The sequence below is a fragment of the Millisia brevis NBRC 105863 genome (assembly GCF_001552615.1).
Classification (GTDB): domain Bacteria; phylum Actinomycetota; class Actinomycetes; order Mycobacteriales; family Mycobacteriaceae; genus Millisia; species Millisia brevis.
The window spans coordinates 360,589-384,962 of the sequence record NZ_BCRN01000004.1; the positions used below are offsets into that span (position 1 = coordinate 360,589).

Genomic DNA, 24,374 nt, shown 5'->3' on the forward strand with positions numbered 1-24,374 from the left:
CCGCACACGCGCGCTTCCTCACGTTCGGCCGCGCCGCGGACGGGGGACCCGACCCTGGTGGTCGTCGGGGCGGGCCCGAAGGGGATCGCGGTGGCGGTCAAGGCGGCCGTCCTGCGCGACGCGGGCCTGCCCGCGCCGCGGGTGATCATCGTCGAACGACGCGTCATCGGGGCCAATTGGACGGCCGCCGGCGGCTGGACCGACGGCTCCCAGCGCCTGGGTACCAGCCCGGAGAAGGACCTGGGATTCCCCTACCGCTCCGCGGAGTTCCGCGGCTTCAACCGGGCCGTCGATCAAGCGGCGCAGCGCTTCTCGTGGGCCTCCTATCTGGTCGCCGCCGGCACCTTCGGCGAGTGGGTCGACCGCGGCCGCCCGGCTCCGCGGCACCGGGAGTGGGCGCGCTATCTGCAATGGGCCGCCGACCAGGCCGGCGTCGAGGTGGTGACCGGTGAGGTCACCGGACTGTCGATCGAGGACGGCCGGTGGCGCGTCGACCTCGGCGCGCACGGCGACGCGCTGACCGCCGACGCGGTGATGGTGACCGGTCCGGGCAGCGCGGTCAGCGACTGGGAATCGCTCGGACCTCGGGTGGTGGGCCCGGCGTCGTTCTGGCGCAGCGTCGTTGCGCGGGCGGTGCCCTCCGCCGCCCGAACGGCGGTGATCGGTGCCGGGGAGACCGCCGGAGCGATCCTGCACGAGATGTCGCGGCAGGAGGTGGCGAGCATCAGCGTCGTCGCCCCACGCGCGAGCCTGTTCACCCGAGGCGAGGGCTACTTCGAGAACCGGGTCTTCACCGACAGTGTGCGGTGGGAATCGTTGAGCATCACCCAGCGTCGCGAGGTCATCGACCGCGCGGACCGCGGTGTGCTGTCGACCCGGGTGATGGACGAGATCCGGCTGGACGGCCGGATCGCGCACCTCGAGGGCCGCGTGCGGTCCGCCCGCTCCGCCGCCGACGGCATTCGCCTGGGCATCGACACCTCGGCCGGTCCGATCGAACGGGACTTCGACTGGGTGATCGACGCGCGCGGTACCCGCGACCTGTGGATGTTGGACCTGCTGGACGCCGGGGCGCGCGACCGTCTCGAACGGGCGATCGGGGGACCGGCAAGCCTGGATCGGCTGCAGCTGTCGGTCGGCCGGGACCTGGCTGTCGAGGGCCTCTTCCCGCAGCTGTTCACCCCGTCGCTCGCGGCGTTGCGTCAGGGACCGGGCTTCCCGAATCTCAGCTGCCTCGGCCTGCTGGCCGACCGGATCTGCGCCGGAATCGTCCGCGCGCCACAGGAAATCACCCACGATCAGAACACCGAGGACGACGCGGCCGACCCGCGCCCATCGGCGGAACGGAGACAGGGATGGACGCTGGTATGAACGGCACCACCACGGCGACGGTGCGCACCCGCGAGGACCTGCGCCGGCTGGTCGCCGACGAACTGGACCTGTCGCCCGAGCAGATCGCCAACGACGACGATCTGCTCGGCCGGGGCATGCATTCGCTGGCGATGATGAAGTTCGCCGGACGGCTGCGCAAGGCCGGGCATCGCATCAACTACTCGAAGCTGGCGTTGACCCCGACGATCGACGAATGGGCGCAGCTGCTCGACCTCGGTTCGGAGACCGCCGAACCGGCCGGGGTCGCTCCCGCTGCCGCCGAGGACGCCGGCGACGACGGTGCCGAATTCGCGCTCGCCACCATGCAGCACGCCTACTGGATCGGTCGCGACGCCGGCCAGGCCCTCGGCGGGGTGGCGGCACATCTGTACGTCGAGTTCGACGGTGCCGGTATCGATCCGGAGCGCCTGCGCGACGCGGTGCGCCGGCTGACCGAGCGGCACGAGATGCTGCGGGTGCGCATCGGGGACAACGGCACCCAGAGCATCGGCGATACGGCGTACCCGAACACCTTCACCCTGATCGACCTGCGCCGGGGCGCCGACCCGGAGACCGCGCTGGCCGATCTCCGGGATCGCAAGAGCCACCAGCGGATGGACATCGAGAACGGGCAGGTCCTCGACGTGACCGTGACCCTGCTGCCCGACGGACGGCATCGTCTGCACGTCGACGTCGACATGATCGCCGCCGACGCCCAGAGCTACCGGCGCCTGCTCGCAGACCTGGCCGACGCCTACGTCACCGAGGCGGACCTGCCGGAGATCGGCTACAGCTACCGGCGCTACCTGGCCGACCGGGCCGTCTCCCTCGACGCCGCCGCGGCCGACGAGGACCGGCTCTGGTGGGCCGAACGATTGGACACCCTGCCGGAGATCCCCGCGCTGCCGACCGTCCCCGAACACGAGCGCACCGATCCGAATCGCAGTGTGCGGCTGCATCACCTGCTGACCCCGGAGCGGAAGCGGCGGCTCGAGAGCGCCGCGACCGCCGCCTCGACCACCCCGGCCGCCGTGGTCGCATCGCTGTTCGCCGAGGCGATCGCCGTCCGCTCCGCGTCGCAGCGGTTCCTGCTCAACGTGCCGTTGTTCAACCGGGAACCGCTGCACTCCAACGTGGACGACCTGGTCGGCGACTTCACCAACTCGGTCCTGGTCGACGTCGATCTCACCGCACGCCGATCGATCCGCGATCGCGCCCAGGCCGTCCAACGCGCGATCCACACCGCCTCGGCGCACAGCGCCCGGGAAGGTCTCGACGTGCTGCGCGATCTCGGTCGTCATCTCGGCCGCCCGGTGACGCCGTCGGTGGTCTTCACCTCGGGGCTGAACCTGGGGGAGCTGTTCTCCGAGCGGGTGACCGAGGTCTTCGGCCGGCCGGCCTGGGTGATCTCGCAGGGACCGCAGGTCGACCTCGACGCTCAGGTCGCCGAGGTCGACGGCGGCATCCTGGTCAATTGGGATATCCGCCGCGACGCCTTCCCCGCCGGGGTTGTCGAGGCGATGTTCGGAGACTTCGTGCGGCTGATCGACGGCGCGCTCGCCGATGACGCCGACTGGGATCGCCTTCCCGCGGAAGCGGACATCCCTCGGCCGGCCCTGAACGCGACGGACGCTGCACCGGCACCGCGCACGCTGCACGACAGCTTCTTCGAACGGGCCGACCGGCATCCTGATGCGCCGGCCGTCCTCGGTGTCGAGACGGTGAGCTTCGGCGAACTGTCCCGAGCCGCCCGCTCGGTCTCGGCCGCTCTGCGGGCCGTCGGAGTGCAGGACGGCGATGCGGTGGCGGTGTCACTTTCTCGGGGGAGCGGGCAGATCACCGCCGTGCTCGGTGTCCTCGCGGCCGGCGCCCACTACGTACCGATAGGCGTGCACCAACCGGCGGTCCGCCGGGACACGATCCTGCGAGCCGCGGGCGCCCGGGTGCTGATCGGTGAATCGGAATCCGATGCCCCCGAAGGGGTGAGGGTGCTGCCCATCGCGGAAGCGATCACCGCCGAGCCGCTCGGCGCGCCGGTCCCCGTCGCCCCGGAAGCGGTTGCCTACGTGCTGTTCACCTCCGGATCGACCGGTGAACCCAAGGGCGTGGAGGTATCCCATCGGGCGGCCGCCGCGACCATCGACGCCATCGCCGACCGGTTCGACCTGACCGACCGGGACCGCACCATCGGCCTGTCCGCCCTGGAGTTCGATCTGTCGGTCTTCGACATCTTCGCTCCGCTGGCCCTCGGCGGCGCCGTGGTCACCGTCGCCGATCAGATCGCGCGCGATGCGCGGGCGTGGTCGGAACTGATCGCCGCCACCGGGGTGACGGTGGTCAACGCCGCCCCCGGATTGATCGGCATGCTGGCCCATTCGGCGACACCGGAGGAGCTCGGCGCGGTGCGACTGGTCCTCACCGGCGGCGACCGGGTAGACGCCGACCTGGCGCGCCGACTGCGCGCCGCCGTTCCCGGCCTGCGCTTCGTCGGCCTGGGCGGCGCCACCGAGACGGCGATCCACTCGACCGTCCACGAGGTGACCGACGCGACCGATGCCGCGCTCACCCAGGTTCCTTATGGTCGACCGCTGGCCGGCGTCGCACTGCGCGTGGTGAACGAACGCGGTGAGGACTGCCCCGACCTGGTGGCCGGCGAGATCTGGATCGGTGGAGCCGGGGTGGCGGACGGCTACCGCGGCGACCCCGACCGCACCGCCGACCGCTTCGTGATTCGGGACGGGATTCGCTGGTATCGCACCGGCGATCTGGGTCGGGTGCTGCCGGGCGAGATTGTCGACTTCATCGGCCGACGGGATCATCAGGTCAAGATCCGCGGCTACCGGGTCGAACTCGGCGAGGTCGAAGCGGCGTTGCAGGCCGACGACGCCGTCGAAGCCGCGGTCGCCGCGGTGATCGGTACGGGCTCACCACGGCTGCTGGCCGCCGTGGCGGGCGACGGTGTCGACGCCGAGCGGCTGCTCAAGAGTGTGCGGGATCGACTGCCCGACTACATGGTTCCCGAGTCGGTCGAGGTTCTCGACCGGATGCCGATCACCCGCAACGGCAAGCTCGACCGGGCCGAGGTCACCCGGCTCCTCGAAGCCGGTGCGGGCACGGAGTCCGCCTTCGAGCCGCCCGCCGATGCCGTCGAAGCCGCCCTCGCCTACCTGGTGGCGCAGCTGCTCGAGGTCGACCGCGTCGGTGTCGAATCCGACTTCTTCCAGATCGGTGGCAACTCGATCACCGCCACCCTGGTCATCGCCAAGGTGCGCGGCCTGCTGCTGGTGCGCAACGTCGGCTTCGCCGACCTCTTCGATACCCGCACCGTGCGCAGCTTCGCGACCCTCCTGGGTGAGCGCACGGACCCGGTTCGGTTGACCCGGGTGGCGAGAATGTTCCTCGAGGTCGCCGGCATCGAGGAACCTCTCGATCGCTGACCATCGGCAGGACAGCCGGCGGCTTCAGTATGCATTCCGTAGGGTTAGGGCCTACGGAATGCATACTGAAGGGTGTGGGAGTGTACGGAACCCCGCTTCCTGCGGCGTTGGCGCAGGTTCCCCTCCGGACGCTGCGTGCGCGGGACGCGGCCTCCGTGTACGCCCACCCGCGCGCCGAGTTGGCCCGGCTGGCCGACCGAGGAGTTCTGCATCGGGTGGCCACCGGTTACTACGTCGTTGTGCCGCAGGATCGGGTCGGGCGACGATGGCTTCCGGGCCTGGAGGCTGCCGCGGCCGGAATCGCGTCGGCAATCTATGGGCCGGACGACGCCGTTCTGATGGGAATCAGCGCTGCTCGACTGCACGGAGCCATACCGCGTGCCCTGGCAACCGCCGTTGTGGCCGTGCCCGGACAACATCGCCCGATCGCGCTGTCGGACCGGCGGGCCATAGTCAGGTTCGTGCAGCGCGATACGAATCTTCTCGACGTCGAACGGGTGGAGACACCGCTCGGCCCGGTTCTGGTGACCACACCCGAGTAGACCGTCCTGGACTTGGCGCGCAGACCGCTGTTGGGTGATGCCGAAGCGGATGTCCCCGCGGCGATCGCGACGCTGTACCGGCGGAGCGATCTCGACCGGATGGAGCAGTTGGCGCAGCCCCAACGACTGGTGTCGGCATTGAGGCGCGCCGAGCTGTGGGCCGGGGACGAGCGTGGGCTCAGCCCTGCTTGACCTGAAGCTTGCCGCGAATCAGCTTGTGCTGAGCGGCCTGTGCGACCGGTCGCACGGTGATCAGATCGAGGTCGACGTGCCAGGGCAGTTCGACGGAGTCGACGATCAGGCGAGCGATGTCGGCCGCGACGAGCGGGTGATCGACGTCGGCGTAGACGGCGTCGGCCTTGCTCTGGTCGCCACCGAAGCGGCCCAGCGAGAATTCCTCGGTGTGCACCATGCCCGGCGCGATCTCGACGACACGGATCGGCTCACCGGCCAGCTCGAGCCGCAGCACCTGCACCAGCATCGATTCGGCGGCCTTGGCGGCGTTGTAGCCGGCGCCACCCTCGTACGGTGTGCGGGCCGCGGTCGAAGTGACGGTGACGATATCCGCTCCGCCGGTCGAGTCCCGGTCGGCGACCGACTGCCGCAGCAGCGGGAGCAGGGCCGAGACGACGCGCTTCGTTCCGAGGACGTTGACCTCGAACATGCTGCGCCACGACTCGATCGATCCGGCCTCTACCGAGTCGACACCGATCGCGCCGCCGGCGTTGTTGATCAGCGTATGCACCGGCCCGGTCGCGGCCAGGTGGTCGCGCAGCTCGGCGACCGCCGCATCGTCGGTGATGTCGGCCACGAAGGTGTCCGCGCCGGTCCGCTCGGCAAGTTCCTTCAGGCGATCCGCTCGGCGCGCCACCGCGAGGACGTCCCACCCGCGATCCCGAAGAAGCTCCACCGTGGCCGCCCCGATTCCGGAGCTGGCGCCGGTCACCACCGCGCGTTGTGGCATGTCGTCTCACCTTCCCGTCGCTTCGATCGGTACCAGCATGCCTCACCGATACCCCGACTGATCATCGTGCCATCGGGGTCACGTCGAGCGAGTCTTCCGGGGCGAGGCGTAGACCTCGGTTTCCGGGCCCGTGCGACGAGTATTTCGGTGGGAGCAGTCGAGTACATCGACAACCGTGGTGACGCGCCGGCACCGAGCCCGCCGTGCGCCTACACGTCCGTCTCTCGACGGACATACTGGTCACCATGGGGAGTCCGTCTTGGGGCGCCGAGAATCTGATTCGCCAACCACCGGATCTCGGCTGGATAGACAGTCGGCTCTGCCGAGTTGATTCGCCGGTCGTTGGTTCGCTGCTACCGGACGGTTTCAGCTCCTTTACCCGCGTTCTACACCCGGCCGAGTGGAGGTCCCCCGGCACTTCGGAGGCAATCGACGGACGGTCGGTTTCCTGGGGGGACGTTGCGCGGACGTCTGGAGCAGTAGCCCACGCCGATATGCAGTGGCGCGCCATTAGCAACGGGCCGATTGACCGCAGAATCTGGACCGCCGGCCCACATCATGTCGGTACGGTGCCCGGCGCCGTTGTGTGCTCTGTTGCAGACATTCTCGTCCGTCATACTGAGACCCCCGGCGACTGTATGTATGCATTCTGGGAAGGTAATACTGCGCTTGATTCGATAAGAGATACGGTGCCCACCGTGGCCATCGGTGGGTACCGTTATTACCTTCTCGGCGGGGGCATCAATAAGGCGCCCGTCAGATTCCGCGGACTTCGTGCGAACTACTGGTGGCCCGCGGACAAAGCGTGGATGGTGTCGTCCCACTTCGATTTCGACTCGACGTACGTGGGTTCTTCCAAGTGCTGTTCAGATGAACTGATCGTCTCCTCAGACCTGGAGTGCTGGGCTGTCGACCGACTCGCGAAGATCGGTAGCGACGCGGATACGCTCAACCGACCCGTGGCGGAGTAGCAGCAAAGATCCACCCAGGGCAACACTGCCCGGCTGTCGTTCGCGCCGTACTGTCTGTCCCGCTCGCCCATGCCGTGGCGAATTGCTCGGGCCGAGGTCTATGTCCTACTTGGTGACGACCCGGCGCGGAGCGGGGTACGAGTAGGTGGCGAAGTTTCGCTACCACAGACGCATGATCGATGAATCACTGCGACCATGGCCCACCCGTGCCGGGCTCCTCCCGTCGGCCGCGCGCGGACACCGTTTGTCCGTGCGGCGCCGGACCCCCGCGGCGAAGTCGCCACTCGACGGCGAGCCGGCCCGGACCCCGCCGCCGGTTGCCCTTATCACGCGCGGTAGCGGGGACACCATCGATCACCGGCACCGAGGACCGCCCGGATCAGCTTGCGCTGAGCGGCGGTACTGGAATTCCTCACCCGGATCGGGCGACCAGGTATACCCCAACGGCCCGTTGTCGGACCGGATCGTCGATGTCGCCTTGTGCTGCCCCGTGAACCGGTGAAACGTCGGGTCTACCGGGATCTAACTACATCTTTGGATGTATCGGCCCGTGTACTTGGGTATCAGATTATTGCGGTCGGTGCGGAAAAGGAGTGCTATGGATTTCATAGCGACGTCAGCCCACCAGCGGAACGGAGTACGTTATGACAAAACTTCTCCATATCAATTCCTCACCTCGACCGCAGAGTCAGTCCGCAGCACTGGCTCAGGAATTTCTGGACGCATATTCGGAAGCCAGTGGCGGAACTGTATCCGTAACTCGCCTGGACTTGTTCCTCGCCGGCCTGCCGAAATTCGATGCGCCCGGAGCGGAGGCCAAATATGCCGCATTCTCCGGAGATGATCCCGTTGACGAGGCGGCCGCGGCATGGGCGGCCGCGCGGGTAGAATTCGAGAGGTTCGCTGCAGCCGACGAATACCTGTTCAATATTCCGATGTGGAATGCGGGTGTTCCGTACATCCTGAAGCAGTGGATCGATATCGTCACCCAACCCGGTTGGGCATTCGGGTTCGACCCGGTCGCCGGGTACAACGGTCTTCTCGAAGGCAAGCGGGCGGTCGTCATATATACCGCCGGCGTCTACAGCGTGGGCTGCCCCCCGGCATTCGGCTCGGATTTCCATTCCACCTTCTTCAAGGACTGGCTCGAATTCGTGGGTATCACCGAGGTTGAGGAACTGCGCTATCAAGCCAACGTCATCTCGCAGAACTCGGCGGAGGAGTTCGAGTTGGCGGCCAAGGAGGCACAGAGGCTCGGACGGAGCCTCCGATGACGGTGGCGCCCGGTGTGGACGAGGGCGTCACGCTGGGGAAACGGACCTTTGTCCGGATCGCACCCGAAGGGATTGCCCCGCCGTGGGAGGCCCTCGCCGCGTCTGCCCCCACACTCGGCAGCCAGATCGAGTTCGCTTTCGAACGCATCCTCAGTCGCCCCGACCTGGACGTGCGCACCCGCGAGCTCGTCACCATTTCGACTTTGGCAGCGCTCGGTGGAACCGAGGATCAGCTCTACTTCCACGTCCAGGCCGCCATGAATGTTGGGGTCACGGCAGCGGAAGTTGCGGAAACCTTCGCACACGTGTGCGTATACGTCGGAATCCCGCGCGCCATGAATGCCATGAAGGTGGCGCTCAAGGCGTTCGAGTCGGCCGATGCGGTGACCATGGAGGAACCACCGCGGAGTGTAGCCACACGATTTGCCGCGGCTCTCGAGGCTGGGCGGATGGACGAGATAGCGCGCCTGGCGCCTGGGCGGGATGCCCCCTTGGCAGGCCGAACAGCGCAGCTGGAAGCGGTCGCTGGACAACGAATCAATAGCCTATCCATGAGCGAGGACAACTCCAGCGCATACGTGGATATTTCAACCAGATCCGGATCCGATATCGTCGTGCGGATCGAAATATCGTCCGGAACTGTTGTGCGAATCGACGTTTACAACAATGGCTCGTAGTTTCCTGGAGATCGCTTCGGGTTACGGCTACGGGCACCAAAACAAAGGGCAGAATCTTATGCGTGCACTAGTTTCCAACGGGACCGGGAGCTCCGACGTACTGACAGTCGCCGAGCTGCCGATCCCCGAGCCTGGAGTCGGAGAGGTTCGCATCCGAGTCGCAGCGGCCCCGGTCAACCCGGTTGACATCGCCTCGCGCTCGGGAGCATTGGGTACCGGAGGGCCGTTCAGCGGCACGTTCCGGCTGGGCTGGGATGTCGCCGGACGGGTTGACGCGGTCGGCGCGGCTGTCGAGGGCTATGCGGTGGGTGATCCCGTGATCGGGCTGTCCTTCTGGTTCGACGCATACAACGGCATGCAGGCCGAGTACGCCGTCCTACCGGTCTCCGCGATCGCGCCTGCACCCCGCGGCCTCTCGCTGATCCAGGCGTCGACGCTTCCGCTGAATGCCTCGACCGCCCTGCAGGCGGTGGAGCTCATGGGACTGGAGCCCGGACGAACTATCGGGATCATTGGAGCTGCCGGAGCGGTCGGCGGCTACGCGGCGCAACTGGCCCGGTCGAAAGGGCTGAAGGTCATCGGAATCGGCTCCGAGGCCGATCGAGAGTTCATCGGCGGGCTCGGAGCGACATTCATCGATCGCGAGGGTGATGTGGTCGCGGCGGTCCGCGACGAAACGGGTTCGCTGCTGGACGGCGTCCTGGATACGGCGATCATCGGCCCGGCGGCACTGGATCTCGTCCGCGACGGCGGCACCCTGGTCACGCTGGTCGGTGCGGCGGCCCCGGACCCGGTTCGCGACATCGATGTCCGCGCCATCGCAGTGGAGGTCGACGCCGATCGGCTCGGTCGGCTCGCGGAGCTGGCCGGACGAGGCGAGCTGACCACCCGCGTGTCGACGACGTTTCCGTTGACCGCGGCGCATTGCGCCCACGACTACAGCCAGAAGCGCGGTCTTCGCGGTAGGACCGTGCTCGTTCCATAGGGGATAGCCGCGCGCTATCCGGGAGAGGTGGCAATCATGGAGATCTCGGCAGTCAGCATCGACTCGCTACTGGGTCCGTCATCGGAGCGATTCTTCGGATCCGGGTATCGACGCGTCGAGTATGTGAAAGGGCCCGCCAGGGTTCTCCAACGATCAATTCTCAGCGACGTGTCGTGTTCTGTGAAGATTGTTCCTCCCACCAATTGGTCCACCAAGAAGGTGGGCGCGCAAGTACCGCACCTCAGCACTCTCGACGGAATCATCGTTGGTGCGATATTCACGGAGTGCTTGGTGCGGAATATGTTCGATATTTCTCCGGCCGACCTCGCTTCCTGTCGGATCGCTGGGATGAGCATCAAGGCGCCCAGGCGTCCCGTAGAGGACGATCTGGGCAACGTGCAGGTCCATACCAGGGTTACCGAGTGGCGGACCACGTCGGAGGATTCGGCGGAATTGGTGACCGAGACATCGGTGGGCGGGATGATGGTCTCCACTCGGGTGGAAATTCCATCCATTTCGGTCGAGCAGGCGCGAGGTCTGGTCGAACCACGACATGATGGTCTGTACGGCGAGCTGTTCCGTCGCCGCTTGATAGATATCGGGAACGTCGAGTTGGCGGGAACGTCGGCCCACGCGGCAGCGCATGTCCACGAGGACCGAGAGTCCTTCGCCATGGTGGAGTCGCTGGATTCCAGAAGGGCCGACAAGCTCACGCTTGTTGATGCATTCGTGATCGGCCTGCAGCTCGGCCAGGCCATTCTGTATTCAATGGATGATATTCGACGCGAGGAGTCGAATACTCTGTGGATGCGAAGCGTCGAATTGCAGAGTTCGCGGGAGATGGAGGATGTCGATGAGGACATCGCTGCCCACGCGTCGATCGTAAATCCGCGGATCATTCGAAAGGGACAGCAAGTGTGGCGGGCGGGGACGATTTCGGCTTCGGTTGGAGGCATATCGTTCCGTTGCGCCGTCGCCCACCAGCTTCCCGTGAGTCAGGGGGTAAATCAATGAACGCGCCAAGAATCGGTATCACCGGAACCTATTCGTCGGGAAAGACTCTGACAGCCTTTGCTCTGTCGAATTTCACGGGTATCCCGCGCACCCAGGCCATGACGATGCGGGAGATTCTCCCGTTCGCCGCTCCGGGCAAGACGCTCGAGGAGTGCACGGCAGCGGAACTGCTCCAGATGATTGTGGAGCGGCACTGCGATCGGGTGGTGCACGAGTATCGACTCCGCTCCGGATTCATTTCCGACGGGTGTTCCCTTCAGGAGTGGATCTACGGCTCCATACGTGTGTACGTGGGCATCAATCCGAACCAGTCCGCCGCTCTGGGGCCCGGTAAATCGGTGCCGGCGACCCCCGAACTGGAGTTCTTCGACGACGTGATGAACCAGGTGGGTAAGGTGCTTCTCAGGCACGTGAAGAAGAGCTTCGACGTGTTTGTTCACCTTCGCAACGAGCTGCCGCTGGCGGAGGACGGTCACCGGCCGGTGAACGACAATTTTCGACGGATGTCGGACGAGAAGCTGCTCCGAACTCTCGACGAACTGAGCATTCCGTACCATGTCGTCTCGGGGAGCATCGAGGAACGCCTGGAGGCGATTGCCACCGTATTCGACCTGCCTCGAGTAATGACGGTGGAAGAAGCGGTCGTTCGTGCGAAGCAGCAGTACGCATCGCTGGATACCCGGGACGAGACGAGTCGGGCGGTGTCCGTCGATGCGGCGTGACACCGGGCGTGCTGCGGTCCTGACGGGACTCGGCGGATACGTACCCGAAACGGTGGTCTCCAATAGGGAGATATCCAGCCTGCTCGACACTTCGGACGAATGGATATTCTCGCGCACCGGAATTCGAGAACGTCGCGTCGCGGATGCGGATACTTCGACGGGCGATCTGGCGGTCCGGGCCGGAGCGAGGGCGCTCGAAGCGGCCGGGGGCGGCGGCGTGGATCTGATCGTTCTCGCTACCACGACGCCCGACTATCCCTGTCCGGCGACGGCGCCGTGGGTGGCGGATGCTCTGGGTCTCGGCCCGATTCCGGCGTACGACGTGGCCGCGGTCTGCTCCGGTTTCGTCTATGCGCTGGGAATTGCATCTGCGCATATTATGAGTGGCCAGTTCGAGCGGGTCCTCGTGATCGGAGCGGACAAGTTCTCGTCGATCCTCGATCCGAGTGATCGCACCACTATGCCGATATTCGGCGATGGTGCCGGTGCGGCTGTTCTGGAGGCCGGGTCCATCGGGTCGCCGGGGGCTCTGCTGGCTGTCGATCTCGGCAGCGACGGCGGAAATCGTCGACTGATCAGCGTGCCTTCGGGCGGGTCGAGGCGCTCGCCTGCCACGTCGTCCAGGTACTTCACAATGGACGGGAAGGCGACCTACAAGCAGGCGATCGCGCATATGACCGGATCGAGCAGGCAGGTGATCGCGAGGGCGGGCTGGACTGTCGAGGATGTCGATTGGGTAGTTGGGCATCAGGCGAATATTCGCATCCTTCAGGGTGTTGCCGACGAGATGTCGATATCTCGCGACAAGCTGGTGAGCAATATTGATGTGGTCGGAAATACCTCGGCCGCTTCGATTCCGCTCGCTATGTGCCACGGTGCTGTGGACGCGTTCGGTTCCGGTGATCTACTGGTACTGACGGCATTCGGAGGCGGCTTGACATGGGGGTCGATCGCGCTTACCTGGCCGAAAATGGCGGCGTCGTATCTCAGCCACACGAACAGAGAGGTCGCGTAACATGACCGAGAAAGTCGAAGTTGCAGCCTACGTCTCGACAGCGGTGGTCGAGGTTCTGGAGTCGGATGGTCCGGCCGGTCCATTGAATCCCGATACGCCCCTGGAGACGTTCGGCGTGGATTCGCTGATGCTGGTCGATCTGGCGGTCCTGTTGGAGCGCAAGTACCTGATTCAGATCGAGGATGATGAATTCGATGGTTCCGAAACCATCAATCAGATCGCCGAATCCCTCGTACCGAGGATTGCCGCATGAACACGAGCGCCGGCGTCGGGGGCGACCATTCGGTACTGATCGTCGGTTCGGGGCCGGTCGGCCTGACGATTGCCTGTGATCTTCGTCGTCAGGGCGTATCCGTTCGGGTCGTGGAGCGGAACGCGGAAGCCGGCTATACGGACCCGCATTCACGAGCGATTCTGATCATCCCGAGGTCCCTCGAGGTCCTTGGACGTATCGGTGTCGTCTCGGAACTGATAAAGCTCGGGAACCGGGTCCCGATCATCGAATACTATTCGGACGGAAAGCGCCTCGGAACTGCCCGGTTCAATCGAATGTCGGACTCCGCCTTTCCGTTCGTGCTCTCCATCCCGCAGCGCTTGACCGAAGCGGTATTGCGGAGACGGTTCGAGGAACTGGGAGGAACGGTCGAGTACAACACCGAGGTTGTCGAGGTCGAACCGGGTCCGGGCGGTTTCAGCCCGTTGGTCACCCTCCGAAGCGGCGATGGAGCCGTCACGAGATTCGCTCCGGGCTGGCTGGTCGGAGCCGACGGGGCCGGGAGCAAGGTTCGCAGCGCCATTGGGGAGAAGTTGCTCGGCGACGCTACCGACGTGACCTATCTGATCGCCGACGCGCGCATCGACGGCATGGACGCGCAGCGTGCGCGATACTGCTACTCGAAGGACGGGGTGTTGACGATAATCCCGATGCCCGAGGGGTACTTTCGCGTGGCTGCCAACATTCCACATCTGAATGGAGCGTCGGATGATGCCGACTGGCAGAACGTCCTGCAGGGGTGTGTCGACCGGAGGATGGGGCCTGGCCTGGTCGTCGGCGATCTGAGGTACGTGCGGGCCGTCCGCCCGTCCTGTGGCCGGGTCGGTCGCATGCAGTTCGGTCGGTGCTTTCTGGCCGGCGACGCGGCGCACGTGGTTTCCCCTGCCGGAGGGCAGGGCCTGAATCTCGGTTTTCAGGATGCGATCAACCTCGGATGGCGTTTGGCCGGCGTTATCTCCGGTGTGCTCCCCGAATCGAAGCTCGAAGAATACGGACCCGAACGGACGCAGGCAGCCCGCCGAACATCGATGGTGGCGGCGACGATCATCAGGTTCGCGCAGACACGGGGCACGGTCCGTCGCATGGCTCGGGATGTCGGATTCCTGGTGGCGGACAAGGTTGGTCTTGTGCAGCGTTTTCTCGTACCGTCGCTCTCACAAACCGATGTTCGGTATCCGATGCCACACAGCTCACATCGGCTGGTCGGTCGACGACTGCCGGACCCGAGCATGGCCGGCGGCACGGGTGGCTGCACCGCGACCGACTCCTATTCGGTCGCAGTCTGGAATTTCGACAGGGCGGCCGAGAAGTACTCCGGCGACGTGTCCGGTCGATTCCGCGATGCGATCCCCGAGGGCGCGCCCGTTGTCGAGATTCCGTCCACTCGGGGGACGCGCCGCGCCGTGAACGGGTGGTTTCACCAGGGCGCACCGGTAGCGGCTCTCGTCCGCCCCGACGGGCATGTCGAGAGAGTCGCTCGGCTGAGCCGCCGGGGATGAGGCCGATTTCCCACTGGGGCCAACTGCGAGAGGAGCTTTCCGGGATGGATGAATCGTATCCGGGCGGCCGAGGCCTGTCCGGTCTCGCCGTCCTGGCACCGGGGCAGGGCGCGCAACGTCCCGGCATGCTGCTTCCTTGGTTGACCACTGATGTTCGGCAACTGCTGGACGTGTGGTCACAACAGTGCGATGTCGATCTGCTCGGCCTGGGGACGACCGCGAGTGCGGCTGATCTTGTCGATACCGCGGTCGCCCAACCGCTGCTGGTGGCAACGGCGCTGATTGCCTACCGGCGATTGGCGCAGAGGGTGTCCGTTCCGGCATGGGCCCCGGTGGCCGGGCATTCGGTCGGAGAGCTGGTCGCCATGGCGATCGCGGACGTGATCACCGAGCAGGAAGCGGTTGTGCTCGCCGCGGCGCGCGGGCGAGCAATGGCGGCCGCGTGTGGACTGGATCGAACCGGTATGAGTGCCGTCATGGGCCCGGACGTGCCGACGATCCTTGCCGTGGCGACTGATCTCGGTCTGACGCCTGCCAACGTCAACAGCTCCCGACAACTGGTCCTGGCCGGTGATCAGGAGCGGCTTCGGCGGCTCGCCGATCGTCTTCCGGCCGACGTCAAGGTGGTGCCGCTCAAGGTGGCCGGAGCCTTTCACACGGCGTACATGCGCCCTGCGCAGCAGATGTTTGCTCGGGTTGCGGACCGTGTCGACCCCGGGGATCCGAGCCGGCCATTGTTGTCGAATGCGGACGGTCGGACGATCGAAACCGGTACGGAGGCGATGGTGCGACTGGTGGCCCAGATCACCGAGCCGGTTCGCTGGGATCTGTGCATGGCAGGTCTCGGTGATCTGGGTGTCTCGCTGGCGGTGGAGCTTCCGCCGGCCGGCGTACTTTCGGGGATGCTTCGGCACGGCCTGCCGCACGTCGCCAGACGGCCCCTTATCTCGCCGGAGGCCCTGACCGAGGTCGAGACGGGTAACGCGACCGAACCGGCCGGGCAGCACCGGGCTGCCGCTCCACCGGAGATGAAGGTCCAACACGGGGTGGGGAATTCAACGGCGTCCACCCATGTTGCATGATTATCAAATAATCCCGATCAGGTGTTGAGGAGGCTCGTGTGACAACCGGCAGGCTGGATCTTTCCACCCCTTTCGGGCGGGTGGCGACCGGACTTCTTGCGTCCGAGGAAATCGCATGGTTGACGACCATTACCAAGGGAGGCCGTCCGGAGCCCAACCCGATCTGGTTTCTGTGGACAAAAGACGAGCGTATTCTGCTCTTCAGTAAGCCGGGGAGTGCTCGGATCGGCAACATTCGAAGGACCCCCGAGGTGTCGTTCAACTTGCAGACCGCGCATTCTCAGCATGTCGTGGTGGCTGCCGGCACCGGCGAACTGCCGGACCGTGCGGATAGTGACTCCACGGCAGAATTCGACATCAAGTACCGAGATCGCTTCGGATTGATCGGAATGGATTCCGTCCAGTTTCATTCCGAGTTCTCGATACCGATCGTGGTGGTGCCCGGCAACGTGCGCGGTTGGTAGATCGGTCGGTATGTCCGTATTCCCGGTGCGCTCGGGACTTCGTCGGAGGTGCACGCGGTGGGCGTGCTGCGATCTCGACGGATTCCCGGGGTGACTTGTGAGATCCAGCACAAGCTGGTTCCGGGGCTGGGATAGAAGTGGATGTGGATCCACACTGGATTCGTGTGAAACCATTCCCTGGAGCCCAGTCGAGGGTTGGATACTGGAGGCGCCGTGGACCTTGCTATTCAGGGGCCCTATATGCAGGCTCTTACCGAGCAGATAGTTCAAGATTACATCGCCGAGCTCAGAAAGGTCAAGCCATTCGATCTGTGTACGGAGGACGAGGTGGCGGCCTGGCGGTTGGCGGCGCTGAGGGTGCTGTACACGGTGTCCAAGGAGTTGTCCGACAACGTCGTACTGACAGATACCGAACTCGACGCCCTACTGGGGGGGTCGCGTGACGAGGACGATGACGCCGTGGGCCTTCCGGCTCCAAGCGTATTGTTCGCCATAGCGGTTGGACATTTGTCTGGCCTCTCCGAGGTCGGCTCCAGGTCCTCCGATTCCTTTGCCAAAGTGACGGTTCTCCTGGCTCGGAACTTGATGTCGATGATGGGTTCCCGCCATGTCCTGTGTGTGCATTCGCTGATTTCGAGAATTGAATCCGAAAAGAGTTCGGAGCGATTCAGACTGTCTCGTGATCTTCACGATGAACTGTCCTCGCAGTTGGCAATCGTGCACAGTGACCTGGAGGCGGCGGATCTGTACTCGACGGTCGACCCGGCGAAGGTGCACAGCAAGGTGCTCGACGCTCGAACCAACCTGCAGGTGGCGCTGGGGGATATGCGGCGCATCCTGGCCGGCCTTAGGCGGGTGGAGGTCGGGGAACCGATATCCGGCGAATTGACGATGTTCGTCTCGTTGTTGGGTGGTCCGGCACTCGAGGTCCGGGTCGAAGGTGACGAGCAGCGCCTACCGGAACACATACGGAGAGAACTCGTCGTCATGGCGTGTGAGTCACTGAGAAACGCCATCACGCACGGGCACCCGCTTCGCCTACGCGCATCGGCCCAAGTCTGGGGACAGGGTGCCTCCGTGGTCATCGAGGACGACGGAGTCGGATTCGACATAGACGCGGAGTCCGATTTTCCGAGTGGCTTCGGCATCATGTCAATACGTGAACGAGCAGGTGAGCTCGGAGGAACCGTGGTTTTCTCCCGGACGTGTGAAGGCTGGACCAGGGTGCAGATCGATGTTCCTTTGCCGGAAGCCGCATGACCAGCGGGCCGACGGACGTCATGGACATCGTGCTGGCCGACGATCACTCGCTGTTTCGCGACGGGGTGCGGCGCATTCTGCTCGATTCCGGGTCACCTTTCCGGGTCGTCGGCGAGTCCTCCTCGAGCTCCGGCGCCGTTCGGTTGGCCGGCGAGCTACGTCCGCACCTGTTGCTGCTGGATGTACAGATCGACGCCGGCGATGTGGTTGCGACGGTCGCCGGCATCCGGCGGGCCAGTCCCGATACGGCTGTCGTCATGCTCTCCATGCACGATTCGCCCGACCTTCTGAGGCGACTCCTACCCTTGGGTATTCGCGGATATCTACTGAAGAGCACGGGTTGGCGCGAGCTTATCGCTGCGTTGGAAACGATTCGGCACGATCCCGAAAGGATGGTGCTCTCGATTTCGGCGTCCTCCGCGTTGGGCCGCGGTGATGAGCACCGGCCCGAACTGTCGAGGCGGGAATTGGAGGTCATCGAGTTGGCCGCGCTGGCGCTGAGCAATCGGCAGATCGGTAAGCGGCTGAACATCACGGAGAGCACCGTAAAAAGGCATCTCCACAGCTCGTTTGCAAAGCTGCAGGCCAACTCTCGGATCGATGCAGTGAACAGGGCGGCAGCGTTGGGACTGATCGTCCGTCACGGAATGTGATCTACTGTCGGGCCACCGCTACGAGCGGGAAATGATGTGCGCCAGCTCCCGCAGATCGGCGGCGCCCAGGATGTCGTGCGGCGAGACCGCATAGCCCTGACGCCGCAGCCGGGTGACCACGTCCATGATCGCGAGGCTGTCGAGGCCCTGGTCGGCGGGGGAGTCGTCGATGCCCAGGCCGGTCAGGTCGGTCAACAGCTTGTGGACCGGGCCCAACGCCTCATCGGCCGATTCCGGTCGCGCCAACGCGGCGGCCACCAGGGTGCGGGCGGCCGCGGTGTCGAGCTTGTCATTGTCGGTCAACGGGATCTGATCGACGTGCACCACCGTGGTCGGCACCATGAACGCCGGCAGGTCGCGGGCCAGATCGGCGCGCAGGCCGGGGGTATCCCGCTCCGACACCACCAGCGCGGCGAGGCGGTCGCGGCCTCTGCTGCGGTCGACGATCACCTCGGCATTGCGCACGCCCGCCAGCCGGCGCAGCGCCACCGCCACCTCGGCGGGCTCCACCCGGAAGCCGTTGATCTTGGTTTGGTTGTCGATACGACCCAGATAGGCGAGATTGCCGTCGCTGCGGATCGAGACGAGATCACCCGTGCGATAACGACGTTCACCGCCGGGCGCCGCGACGAACGTCGACGCGGTCAGTCCGGGCCGCCCGAGATAGCCGATGGTGACCTGCGGCCCGGACAGATACAGCTCACCGAAGCCGCCCGCCGGGACCGGCCGCAGCCCGGTGTCGAGCGCGGCGGCGGTCATCCCGTCCACCGGGCGGCCGATCACCGGTTCGGCCGACTGCGAGATCTCCGCGGTCACCGCGTCGACGGTCGTCTCGGTCGGCCCGTAGAAGTTGACCACTCGGGTATCGGCCAACCCGCGCAGCCGCTCCCAGGTATCCCGGTGGATCGCCTCGCCGCCGAGGCCCAGGATCGACAGGCCACAGTGTTCGGCGCCCGGCTGCCCGGTGACCAGACCGGCGTCCGCCAACCGCAGGAACAGCGACGGCGAGGTCTCCATGAAGTCGACCCGGCACCGCTCGACAAACGCCAACAACTCCTGCGCATCGGTGCGAATCTCGTCGGGCACCATGGCGATCGCATGCCCTCCCAGAAGCCCGATCGTCGGCTGCCAGGCGGCGTCGAAACCGGTGGACCAGTTGTGACCCACCCGCAGCGGCCGGCCCAGCCGCGCCACCGTCGGCCCGTGCACCCGGTGATCGTGGTGGCGCCACAGGCTGAGCAGCCCGCGATGGGTCGCGACCACACCCTTCGGAACGCCGGTGGTGCCGGAGGTGAAGATCGCGTACAGCGGTGCGTCCGGATGAATCTCGGGGAACACGATGCCCGGATCGACGACGACGTCCGGTAGGCCGCCGTCGAGATCAGGGATCAGGACCCCGGCCGCATCGCTGCGACCGACAGCGTTGCCGAGCAGATGGCGCGCCCCGGATACCCCGAGGATCGTGTCCACCCGACCGGCGGGCGTCCCCGGATCGAGGTGCACGCAGAGCGCGCCGATGCGGGCCAGCGCAAACGGGGCGTACAGCACACGGCGGTCGCGACCGAGGGCCACCGCGACCGCGTCACCGGGCCGGACGCCGATCGACCACAGTCCGCCCGCCAACCGGTCGACCGCCGCCCGGAACTGCGCGAACGTCTGCTCGCCGTGCCGGTCGATCACCGCGGTCGCGGACCCGTCGACCTCGCCGAGCACCGCCGTGACCGTCCGATCGATGGCGCCGATCACCAATGAAACCGTCAGCGCGGGAGCCTCATCGGGCAGCAACGGATCGATATCCGCGAATCGGTCGGCGTCGACCAGGCGTTCGAGCACGGTGGTGAACCGGTGCGCCAACTGGTCGGGATCGAAGCGGCCCACCAGATCCGGCCGCACCTCGGCGCGGGCGATCACCCGATCGCCGAGCGTCAACACCGCCATCGCGATCGGAAAATGGCTGGGGGAGTCCACCCGACCGGCCGCCACCGCGCCGCCGCCCGGCAGATCGACGCGCGTCCCGGGGTCGACGATCGGCATGTTCTCGTACACCAGCAGCGTGTCGAACAGTGCCGGGGCCGATGCGGCACCGGGGGCTGCCGCGCCGGCGATGCGGTTGATGCCGATCCGGCCGAACGGTTGCAGGCGGGCGAAGCGGCGCTGCAGATCCGCGCCGACCTGGGCCGGCGAGCGGTCATCGACCGCCACCCGCACCGGAACGGTGCTGATCAGCGCGCCCACCATCGCCTCGACACCGGGGATGTCACCCTCGCGGCCCGAGGAGGTCTGCCCGAAGACGACGTCCCGCCGGGACAGCAGGGCGCCGACCACCCGCGCCCACGCGAGCTGCAACACCGTGTTGACCGTCAGATCGTGTGCCCGCGCCCAGGCGCGCACGCGAGCGCCGGCCGCCTCGCCGAGTTGATGCTCGCCGACGATCGGGAAGTCGGCGTCCACGGCGGGCCCGGCGATCATCGGCATCGGTGCCAGATCCACCAGCTCGGCGGTCCACGCCGCCAGGGCGGTCGCCTCGTCGTCCGCCGCCAAGCGGGCCGCGTGCTCGCGCACCGCCGGCGCCTCCGGCAGTTCGACGGTCGAATCTGCCAGCAGTGCCAGCATTTCCGCGAACAGGATGGGAATCGACCAGCCGTCGACCACCACGTGATGGATGTACACGCCCAGCCGGTACCGGTCGTCGGCCGTGCGGATCGCCACGATGCGGGTCAACGGTCCATGGTCGAGGTCGACGCCGCGCCGCAGATGCTCCTGGTAGACCGCGTCGGCGGCGGCCTGCGGATCGGGGGCCGACCGGACGTCGACCTCCTCCCAGCCGGGCTCCGGTTGCGACCCGATGATCAGCACCGGATGCGGCAGACCGTCGGCGACGACGCGACCGGCCAGATGGGGATGTCGACGGATCAACGCCGCGGCGCACTCGCGCACCCGCTCGACGGGAACACCGCTGGTATCCAGCGAAAACGCGGTGATGTACGGGTCGACTCCCGAACCTCCGGCGCTGACGAGGTACATACCGCGCTGGACGGGGGTGAGGGCAACGATGTCGGCGATCGGGGCAGCCATCCGCAGTCCGCTCTCCAGTGGGGGCCATCACGGCAGGACGGGAGCAAAGCTTAGCCTATGCTATTTCTCAGTGCTGCGGTCCACGAGGGCCGACGGACGGAAGGAATCGCGGTGTCTGAGTCGAGCATCCTGAATCTGTCGAGACTGCTGTCGAATGCCCCCGAACGGACAGAGCCCGCCACCCGAGGACCGCGAATCTCGCCGGCGCAGCAAGATATCTTGCGGATCGTTCGCTCCGCGCCCGAATCGATTCAGCTGCACGTTGCGGCGTGGTGGATCGATTCCGATGTCGATCTGAACCGATTGAGTGACGCGATCCGCACCGTGGTGGAGTCCGCGCCGATCCTGCGCACCGTCTACCGAGTCGATCGTTCGGCGCCGCGCGCCGCGGTCCGGCCGACCCCCGAGCACCCGCTGCAATTACTCGACCCGGCGGACGACGGCCCGCTCGATGCCGACGACATTCTCGCCGCCGAGGGACGGCAGTCGATCGACCTGGCCTCCCAACCGGCGATTCGGGTGCGCGTCCACCGCGGCGCCGATCGTGGGCTGCTGACGGTGGCCGTCCATCCGGCGGCGGCCGACGAACGGTCCTTCGCCCGCATCATCGAGGGGATCGGAAGCGCCTACGCGGGGGCAGCGACGCTCCCGGCGGGCGACGACGGGGCCCTCGACGATGGAGCCGGTGACGACCGGGCGAGCGACAACCGGACCGCAGACCGGGGGACGGCCGATTTCTGGGCCGACGAACTGTCCGGCCTGTCGGCCGAAACGGTGGCCGACCGCACCCCGCGCCGCCCCAGCGGGCCGGTGGTGGACCGCCGGGTCGCCGAACTGACCTCCGCGATCCCGGTGGACGCCGAGCAGGATGTGCGGGTGGCCGCCCTGGTGGCCGGCGCTGCTTTCGACGAGTGGGGGTTGGCGGACCAGGTCATCGGGTTGGTCGACGTCGCGGATGTCGATGCGATCGGACCGGTGGATCACCTGGTGCCGCTGCGTATTCGGATCGACGGTGGGCAGACCCCCCGAGAGCTGATCTCCACGGTCGCGGCCACCGTCGCGCGAGCGCGGGAGCATCGGGCCTCGGCTCGACGAGCCCTGCGATCCGGACCGATCCCGATACCCGTGCACATCGCGCTGTCGGTCCATACCGACCCACCGCCGGTCCTGCGACTCGGCGCCGACCTCGCCGAACCCGTTGCCTACCGCACCTCGCCGGCCCCCGGGGCCGATGTCTCGATCGTGGTGCGCCCCAACGGGCGGACCCGGACCGTCGAGGTAACCTTCCCCGGCGCCCTCGCCGGCCGACACGACGCGCGCGGCTTCGCCGAGCGTCTGGTCGATCTGGCCCGCATCTGGGCCGCGGGCCCCGAACGTCCCCTCGCGCACCTTCCGCGGGCCGGTGAACCCCATTCGACGTTGCTGGGCGAGCCGCTGGATCGCGCGGAGCCCCTGGGATTCCCGTTCTGGGGTGCGCCGCTGCGGCCGCTGCGGCCCGCCCTGCGCACCACCGGTGGCGAGCTCACTTTCGAGGCGCTGGCCGACCGCGCGGAGCGGCTCGCCGATGACCTGGTGCTGGCCGGAGTGGTGCCGGGCGATGTGGTGGCCGTGGCCACCTCCGACCCGGTGATCCGGATCGTCACCCTGATCGCGGTGCTCCGCGTCGGGGCCGGATGTGCTCTGCTGGAGCGCGATACCTTGCGCGCCGGACGTTCGGGCATCGATGCGGCGCTCGCCGCCTCCCGGGCGAGCGTCGTGGTCGATGCAGGGGCCGATGGGGCGATCGAGACCCGGGCGGTCACCGGTGCGGTCTCCTCGACCGATCCCTCCGCTCCCGCTGGGGACGCCTCGCCCACCGCCTTGATCTTCCTGGCCCCCAGTCGCACCCGAGTGGTCGGCCTCGATCGCCGGCACCTCGAGGATCGGGTGCGGGCATTGATCCCGGAGGCGCCGGTCTCCCCGCGCGAACAGGTCGCCACCGAGACGTCCGCGGGCGTCGAACCGGAGCGGTCGGCGGTCGAAACCGTGGTGATCGCTCCCGAGATCGGATCGGCCGAAAGCTGCGCGATGGCGCTGGCGGTGCTCGTCGCCGACGGGACGCTCGTGCTGCCCGAGCCCGACGAACGAGCCGATCCCGTCCGCCTCGGGGAAGTGGTGACCCGCTCGGGCGCCGGCCACCTGGTCGCGGCTCCCACCACGATCGCCGACATGATGGCGCACCGTGCCCTGCCCGGTGACCTGGTTCGACTGACCCTGGTCGCCGAACCCGTCCGCTCGGGGCTGCTCGGCGGTGTGCGGACCGCGCTGCCGCGCACTCGGATCGCGACCGCCTACAGCGTCGCCGATGCCGGGGGAGCGGGCCTGATCGGTGTCCTGGTCGATCCCGGAGGCGACGCGAGCATCGAGCCCGCCGTGGCCGTCCGGCGCGCCGGGATCCTCGGTACCCCGGTGCCGGGCATGGGAGTTCGCATCCTCGACGATCGCGGCCGTGCCGTTCCTATCGGTGTCGTGGGTGAGATCCACCTGATCCGGGACTGCGCGACGGTGCCGACCGGAGATCGCGGACTGTGGTCGAGCGACGGCGAGGTCGTCGGGGTCGGTCGCGCCGCGGTCGACGTGGTGGCGGACGGGCGCCCGGTGCGTGTCGACGCGCTCGAAAGCCTGCTCGGGGCGATCGACGGAGTGCTCGCCGCCGCGGTCGTGCTGCGGCCGGTCGGGCAGAGCACGCAGGTCGGTGCCCTGCTGTTGCCGCAGCCCGGCGCCGACGTCGCCCGCATTCTCGGGCAGGCCCGTGCGGAGTTGATCGAGACCGTCGCCGGCCCATCGATCGAGTACACGCTCGAGACCGTTGCGACACTTCCCGTCACGGGTACGGGCGCACTCGATCGGATCGCACTGGCGGCCGGTGGATCGCAATCGCTGCGCGCCGCCACCGGTTCGGGTGGTGCGGCCGCGACATCGACCGAACAACTGGTCGCCGAGGCGTTCGCCGCTGCGCTCGATCCACCGCTCGAGGAGCCGGTCGGCCGGACCGACGGTTTCTTCGCCATCGGCGGAGACAGCCTGGCGGCGCTTCGGCTGATCGCCCGCCTGAA

Annotated in this window: 19 protein-coding genes; 17 read left to right on the top strand and 2 right to left on the bottom strand. The window is 66.8% G+C overall.

Annotated features, from left to right (window positions below):
- The first annotated feature begins 54 nt into the window (after positions 1-54).
- The 4 genes from MB1_RS27030 to MB1_RS26920 all read left to right on the top strand — a co-directional run bounded on the left by MB1_RS27030 (position 55) and on the right by MB1_RS26920 (position 5,542).
- Entirely contained in the window at positions 55-1,371 is a 1,317-nt protein-coding gene (locus tag MB1_RS27030; RefSeq protein ID WP_066905693.1) for a SidA/IucD/PvdA family monooxygenase, read from the top strand.
- The gene (locus tag MB1_RS08205; protein ID WP_084351177.1) at positions 1,356-4,808 is read left to right on the top strand and encodes a non-ribosomal peptide synthetase; all 3,453 of its coding nucleotides are present in this window, start codon (positions 1,356-1,358) and stop codon (positions 4,806-4,808) included. Before MB1_RS27030 ends, MB1_RS08205 begins: the two co-directional genes overlap by 16 nt.
- Before the next feature lie 74 nt (positions 4,809-4,882).
- Positions 4,883-5,350, top strand: a complete 468-nt coding sequence (locus tag MB1_RS08210) for a type IV toxin-antitoxin system AbiEi family antitoxin domain-containing protein (RefSeq protein ID WP_369406852.1) — start codon at positions 4,883-4,885, stop codon at positions 5,348-5,350.
- 12 nt (positions 5,351-5,362) lie between these two features.
- Complete coding sequence (locus tag MB1_RS26920) at positions 5,363-5,542, top strand: hypothetical protein (RefSeq protein WP_369406853.1); 180 nt, start codon at positions 5,363-5,365, stop codon at positions 5,540-5,542.
- On the opposite strand, the gene MB1_RS08215 is transcribed toward MB1_RS26920, so the two are convergent.
- A complete protein-coding gene (locus MB1_RS08215; RefSeq protein ID WP_066905527.1) occupies positions 5,529-6,314 on the bottom strand; it encodes an SDR family oxidoreductase in 786 nt (261 codons plus the stop codon). The two genes, MB1_RS26920 and MB1_RS08215, sit on opposite strands and share 14 nt — an antisense overlap.
- Before the next feature lie 1,615 nt (positions 6,315-7,929).
- Between MB1_RS08215 and MB1_RS08225 the strand changes: the two genes are divergently transcribed.
- From MB1_RS08225 to MB1_RS08280, 12 genes are all read left to right on the top strand, one after another.
- Positions 7,930-8,559 carry an FMN-dependent NADH-azoreductase gene (locus MB1_RS08225; protein ID WP_066905531.1) on the top strand — a complete coding sequence of 210 codons (630 nt, stop codon included), beginning with the start codon at positions 7,930-7,932 and terminating at the stop codon, positions 8,557-8,559.
- Positions 8,556-9,236: a carboxymuconolactone decarboxylase family protein gene (locus tag MB1_RS08230; protein WP_084351179.1), complete on the top strand. Its 681-nt coding sequence runs from the start codon at positions 8,556-8,558 to the stop codon at positions 9,234-9,236. The genes MB1_RS08225 and MB1_RS08230 overlap by 4 nt, the downstream gene beginning before the upstream one ends.
- On the top strand, positions 9,202-10,221 hold the full coding sequence (locus MB1_RS08235) for an NADP-dependent oxidoreductase (RefSeq protein ID WP_218000204.1): 1,020 nt from the start codon (positions 9,202-9,204) through the stop codon (positions 10,219-10,221). The genes MB1_RS08230 and MB1_RS08235 overlap by 35 nt, the downstream gene beginning before the upstream one ends.
- Positions 10,222-10,257: 36 nt before the next feature.
- Entirely contained in the window at positions 10,258-11,235 is a 978-nt protein-coding gene (locus MB1_RS08240; protein WP_157083951.1) for an AvrD family protein, read from the top strand.
- Positions 11,232-11,957: an AAA family ATPase gene (locus MB1_RS08245; RefSeq protein WP_066905539.1), complete on the top strand. Its 726-nt coding sequence runs from the start codon at positions 11,232-11,234 to the stop codon at positions 11,955-11,957. The genes MB1_RS08240 and MB1_RS08245 overlap by 4 nt, the downstream gene beginning before the upstream one ends.
- The gene (locus MB1_RS08250; RefSeq protein ID WP_066905541.1) at positions 11,947-12,972 is read left to right on the top strand and encodes a beta-ketoacyl-ACP synthase III; all 1,026 of its coding nucleotides are present in this window, start codon (positions 11,947-11,949) and stop codon (positions 12,970-12,972) included. The genes MB1_RS08245 and MB1_RS08250 overlap by 11 nt, the downstream gene beginning before the upstream one ends.
- Position 12,973: 1 nt before the next feature.
- On the top strand, positions 12,974-13,225 hold the full coding sequence (locus tag MB1_RS08255) for an acyl carrier protein (protein WP_066905543.1): 252 nt from the start codon (positions 12,974-12,976) through the stop codon (positions 13,223-13,225).
- On the top strand, positions 13,222-14,745 hold the full coding sequence (locus tag MB1_RS08260) for an FAD-dependent monooxygenase (RefSeq protein WP_066905545.1): 1,524 nt from the start codon (positions 13,222-13,224) through the stop codon (positions 14,743-14,745). Before MB1_RS08255 ends, MB1_RS08260 begins: the two co-directional genes overlap by 4 nt.
- Positions 14,742-15,827, top strand: coding sequence for an ACP S-malonyltransferase (locus MB1_RS08265; protein ID WP_218000205.1), 1,086 nt, complete (start codon positions 14,742-14,744; stop codon positions 15,825-15,827). Before MB1_RS08260 ends, MB1_RS08265 begins: the two co-directional genes overlap by 4 nt.
- 38 nt (positions 15,828-15,865) lie before the next feature.
- Positions 15,866-16,291, top strand: coding sequence for a pyridoxamine 5'-phosphate oxidase family protein (locus MB1_RS24970; protein WP_084351184.1), 426 nt, complete (start codon positions 15,866-15,868; stop codon positions 16,289-16,291).
- Between the two features lie 213 nt (positions 16,292-16,504).
- Entirely contained in the window at positions 16,505-17,551 is a 1,047-nt protein-coding gene (locus tag MB1_RS08275) for a sensor histidine kinase (RefSeq protein ID WP_066905549.1), read from the top strand.
- Complete coding sequence (locus MB1_RS08280; RefSeq protein WP_066905551.1) at positions 17,548-18,204, top strand: response regulator; 657 nt, start codon at positions 17,548-17,550, stop codon at positions 18,202-18,204. Before MB1_RS08275 ends, MB1_RS08280 begins: the two co-directional genes overlap by 4 nt.
- 18 nt (positions 18,205-18,222) lie before the next feature.
- On the opposite strand, the gene MB1_RS08285 is transcribed toward MB1_RS08280, so the two are convergent.
- Positions 18,223-21,279 carry an AMP-binding protein gene (locus tag MB1_RS08285; protein ID WP_084351185.1) on the bottom strand — a complete coding sequence of 1,019 codons (3,057 nt, stop codon included), beginning with the start codon at positions 21,277-21,279 and terminating at the stop codon, positions 18,223-18,225.
- Positions 21,280-21,498: 219 nt separating this feature from the next.
- On the opposite strand from MB1_RS08285, the gene MB1_RS08290 reads away from it, so the two are divergent.
- On the top strand, positions 21,499-24,374 hold a 2,876-nt coding region (locus MB1_RS08290; protein WP_169801624.1), incomplete at its 3' end, for an AMP-binding protein.

Bases quoted from the DNA above. Each gene is read 5' to 3' on its own strand.
- MB1_RS08205 (WP_084351177.1), top strand. From the start codon at position 1,356: ATGGACGCTGGTATGAACGGCACCACCACGGCGACGGTGCGCACCCGC.
- MB1_RS08215 (WP_066905527.1), bottom strand. From the start codon at position 6,314: ATGCCACAACGCGCGGTGGTGACCGGCGCCAGCTCCGGAATCGGGGCG.
- MB1_RS08225 (WP_066905531.1), top strand. From the start codon at position 7,930: ATGACAAAACTTCTCCATATCAATTCCTCACCTCGACCGCAGAGTCAG.
- MB1_RS08230 (WP_084351179.1), top strand. From the start codon at position 8,556: ATGACGGTGGCGCCCGGTGTGGACGAGGGCGTCACGCTGGGGAAACGG.
- MB1_RS08240 (WP_157083951.1), top strand. From the start codon at position 10,258: ATGGAGATCTCGGCAGTCAGCATCGACTCGCTACTGGGTCCGTCATCG.
- MB1_RS08245 (WP_066905539.1), top strand. From the start codon at position 11,232: ATGAACGCGCCAAGAATCGGTATCACCGGAACCTATTCGTCGGGAAAG.
- MB1_RS08250 (WP_066905541.1), top strand. From the start codon at position 11,947: ATGCGGCGTGACACCGGGCGTGCTGCGGTCCTGACGGGACTCGGCGGA.
- MB1_RS08255 (WP_066905543.1), top strand. From the start codon at position 12,974: ATGACCGAGAAAGTCGAAGTTGCAGCCTACGTCTCGACAGCGGTGGTC.
- MB1_RS08260 (WP_066905545.1), top strand. From the start codon at position 13,222: ATGAACACGAGCGCCGGCGTCGGGGGCGACCATTCGGTACTGATCGTC.
- MB1_RS08265 (WP_218000205.1), top strand. From the start codon at position 14,742: ATGAGGCCGATTTCCCACTGGGGCCAACTGCGAGAGGAGCTTTCCGGG.
- MB1_RS08280 (WP_066905551.1), top strand. From the start codon at position 17,548: ATGACCAGCGGGCCGACGGACGTCATGGACATCGTGCTGGCCGACGAT.
- MB1_RS08285 (WP_084351185.1), bottom strand. From the start codon at position 21,279: ATGGCTGCCCCGATCGCCGACATCGTTGCCCTCACCCCCGTCCAGCGC.